Source organism: Frankia sp. CcWB2, from assembly GCF_977927585.1.
On sequence record NZ_CDWRCM010000033.1, the window covers coordinates 20,632 to 23,796 of the forward strand.

Consider the following 3,165-nt stretch of genomic DNA (forward strand, 5'->3'; position numbering starts at 1 on the left):
GGTGTCGCGCACCGACCGTTCGTCCTCCTCTGTCTCGTCCTCCTCTTCGTCTATCTCGTCCTCCTCCTCGTCCATCTCGGCCGCGGCGATGACGGCGGTCTCGACGGGTCCGCTGACGGGCAGCCGCAAGACCTGGCTGGTCGGTGCGGATCCCGATCTGCGGGTGCCGATGCGGGAGATCGTGCTGACCACGGGTGACACCGTCGTGGTGTACGACACCTCCGGTCCATATACCGATCCGGGGGTGACCATCGACGTGCGCCGGGGTCTGCCGGCGACGCGGGACAGCTGGATCGCCCAGCGTGGCGACACCGCGCCGGATGAGCAGCGGACCGTTCCCGGGACCGGGGCGCCCGGTTCTGGGACGCCCGGTCTTGGCGGGACGGATCTCAGCGGGCAGGTGCGAGTGCCCCGTCGGGCGGTGCCGGGACGGCCTTCCGTAACCCAGCTGGGCTACGCCCGCCGCGGTCAGATCACTCGGGAGATGGAGTTCGTCGCCCTGCGGGAGGGTCTTCCCGTCGAGACGGTGCGGGCGGAGATCGCCGCGGGGCGGGCCGTGCTGCCGGCGAACGTGAACCATCCCGAGTCCGAGCCGATGGCGATCGGCCGTGCGTTTCTCGTGAAGATCAATGCGAACCTCGGCAACTCGGCCGTTACCTCCTCAATCGAGGAAGAGGTCGAGAAGATGGTGTGGGCGACCCGCTGGGGCGCGGACACCGTGATGGACCTCTCGACCGGGTCGGACATCGCCCTGACCCGTGAGTGGATCATCCGCAACGCGCCGGTGCCGGTCGGGACCGTGCCGATCTACCAGGCGTTGGAGAAGGTCGGTGGCCGGCCGGAGAAGCTGTCCTGGGAGGTCTACCGGGACACCGTGATCGAGCAGCGCGAGCAGGGTGTGGACTACATGACGGTCCACGCGGGGGTGTTGCTGCGCTACGTGCCGCTGACCGCGCGGCGCAGGACCGGGATCGTCTCGCGCGGCGGCTCGATTCTGGCCTCCTGGTGCCTGGCCCATCACGAGGAGAACTTCCTCTACACCCACTTCGCCGAGCTGTGCGAGATCTTCGCCGCGTACGACGTCACGTTCTCCCTGGGCGACGGCCTGCGGCCCGGGTCCATCGCGGACGCGAACGATGAGGCACAGCTCGCCGAGCTCGCCACCCTGGGCGAGTTGACGCAGGTGGCGTGGGAGCACGACGTCCAGGTGATGATCGAGGGCCCCGGGCACGTGCCCATGAACAAGATCGAGGAGAACGTGCAGCTGCAGCGGGAGCTGTGCCACGACGCGCCGTTCTACACCCTCGGGCCGCTGACCACCGACATCGCCCCCGGCTACGATCACATCACCTCCGCGATCGGGGCGGCGATGATCGGATGGGCCGGTACCGCCATGCTCTGTTACGTCACCCCGAAGGAGCATCTCGGCTTGCCTGACCGGGACGACGTCAAGGCCGGCGTCATCGCCTACAAGATCGCCGCGCACGCCGCCGACCTCGCCAAGGGTCATCCCGGCGCGCAGGCCTGGGATGACGCCCTGTCGGACGCCCGGTTTGAATTCCGCTGGGCTGACCAGTTCCACCTCGCGCTCGACCCCGACACCGCACGCGCGTTCCACGACGAGACGCTGCCGGCCCCGGCCGCGAAGTCGGCGCACTTCTGTTCGATGTGCGGCCCGCACTTCTGCTCGATGAAGATTTCCCACCAGGTGCGGGCACACGCGGGCGGGGACGGGCTGGACCCGGCCGGGCATGGCGCGGGCCCGGCCGGCGACGAGGCGGTCACCGCCGGCCTGCGGGAGAAGGCCGCCGAGTTCAACGCCGCCGGCAATCGGATCTACCTTCCGGTGGCCAACTCCTGACCGCCGTGGCCAACTCCTGACCGACCGTCCCGACGGGCTCCTGCCGGTCAGCGGCGGGCCCCGTCGGGCGCAGGGGGCTCAGCGGGCGCAGTGGTCCAGTGGTCCAGTGGTCCAGTGGTCCAGTGGTCCAGTGGTCCATAAAAGATATCTAAAAAAGATAGCTAAGACGATTACTTTGGCGGGGGAGTAACCTCTCAAGAGGAAGTGGAGTGGTTATTTGGGCGATCGGCTCGAGGGGAGGTCTCCGATGAACCCGGACGTGCTGATCGGGTTGGGCGATCATCCGGTGCTGGACTTCGTCAACAGCCTCGCCTTCTCGGCGGACGGCCCGATCGAGTTGATCGCCGATGGGCGGAGCTACCTGCGCTGGCTCCAGCTCGCGGGGCTTGTCGGCACGGCCGAACGAGAGGCGCTGCCTGCTCGGTTCGGGCCCGAGGAGCTCGACCGCATCGCCGTCGCCGCGGTCGAGCTCCGGGAGTGGCTGCGGCCGCTTATCGGCGCCTGGGCGGGCGGCAGCTCCACCGTGCCGGACGAACCCACGCTGTCGCGACTGAATGGGCTGTTGGCCACCGACCATCGGTACGCGCGGCTTACCCGCGTCGGCGGTACCCCCGCGATCGTCGAAAGCGGGACGTGGGCATCCGCCGAGGTTCTCCTCGCCTTGCCGGCGCGGGCCGCCGCGGACCTGTTCGCGCATGGCAACCGGTCGCTCGTCCGCAACTGCGACGGCCCGACCTGCACGCTGTGGTTCTATGACCGCACCAAGGCCCACCAGCGTCGCTGGTGCAGCATGGCCATCTGCGGCAACCGGGCCAAGGCGCGGGCGCACCGGGCCCGCCTCACCACTGGACGCGCTCCTGGCGCCTTAGCCGCGGAAGGTTCTGCGGTAGGCGTTCGGGGGACTGCGATGGCGTCGCGTAGGTGCTGACGTAGCGAAGCGGCGGGTGAAGGTTCGGCGACTCATCCCGGCGTGGGCGGCCAGGTCCTCCAGCCGGAGGGCATGGTCTAGCCGCTCAATTGACCGGCAGGCAGCGGCGCAGTAGAAAGAATCAAGGATGTCGAACGCATCGGTGGCGTTGGCCCTTGGGCGTCGGCCTCGCACTGAGCCGCGGGCGTAGTCTCCACCAGACCCGGGGCACCTCACGCCTGTTACGTGTTTGGCGAGGTTGTCAATCATGGCGATGTAGATCATCGCTTCGGAGCTGGCGGGTAGGACGGCGCGTAGCATCGACGTGTTCGAGGACGTCCGGCGGGGGACCGCAGGGAGCATCGACGATATCCTCATCTGGCTGCAGACTCCACCC

Annotated in this window: 2 protein-coding genes; both read left to right on the forward strand. The window is 68.6% G+C overall.

Annotated elements, in window-relative coordinates; translation table 11 throughout:
* Positions 1-88 precede the first annotated feature (88 nt).
* Complete coding sequence (thiC, locus tag ACY45C_RS05770) at positions 89-1,861, forward strand: phosphomethylpyrimidine synthase ThiC (protein WP_462186623.1); 1,773 nt, start codon at positions 89-91, stop codon at positions 1,859-1,861.
* A 247-nt stretch (positions 1,862-2,108) separates the two neighbouring features.
* The gene (locus ACY45C_RS05775) at positions 2,109-2,789 is read left to right on the forward strand and encodes a CGNR zinc finger domain-containing protein (protein ID WP_462186613.1); all 681 of its coding nucleotides are present in this window, start codon (positions 2,109-2,111) and stop codon (positions 2,787-2,789) included.
* Positions 2,790-3,165: the final 376 nt, after the last annotated feature.

Excerpts from the sequence above, each read along its gene's own strand:
- ACY45C_RS05775 (WP_462186613.1), top strand. The coding sequence starts at position 2,109 with ATGAACCCGGACGTGCTGATCGGGTTGGGCGATCATCCGGTGCTGGAC.
- thiC (WP_462186623.1), top strand. The coding sequence starts at position 89 with ATGACGGCGGTCTCGACGGGTCCGCTGACGGGCAGCCGCAAGACCTGG.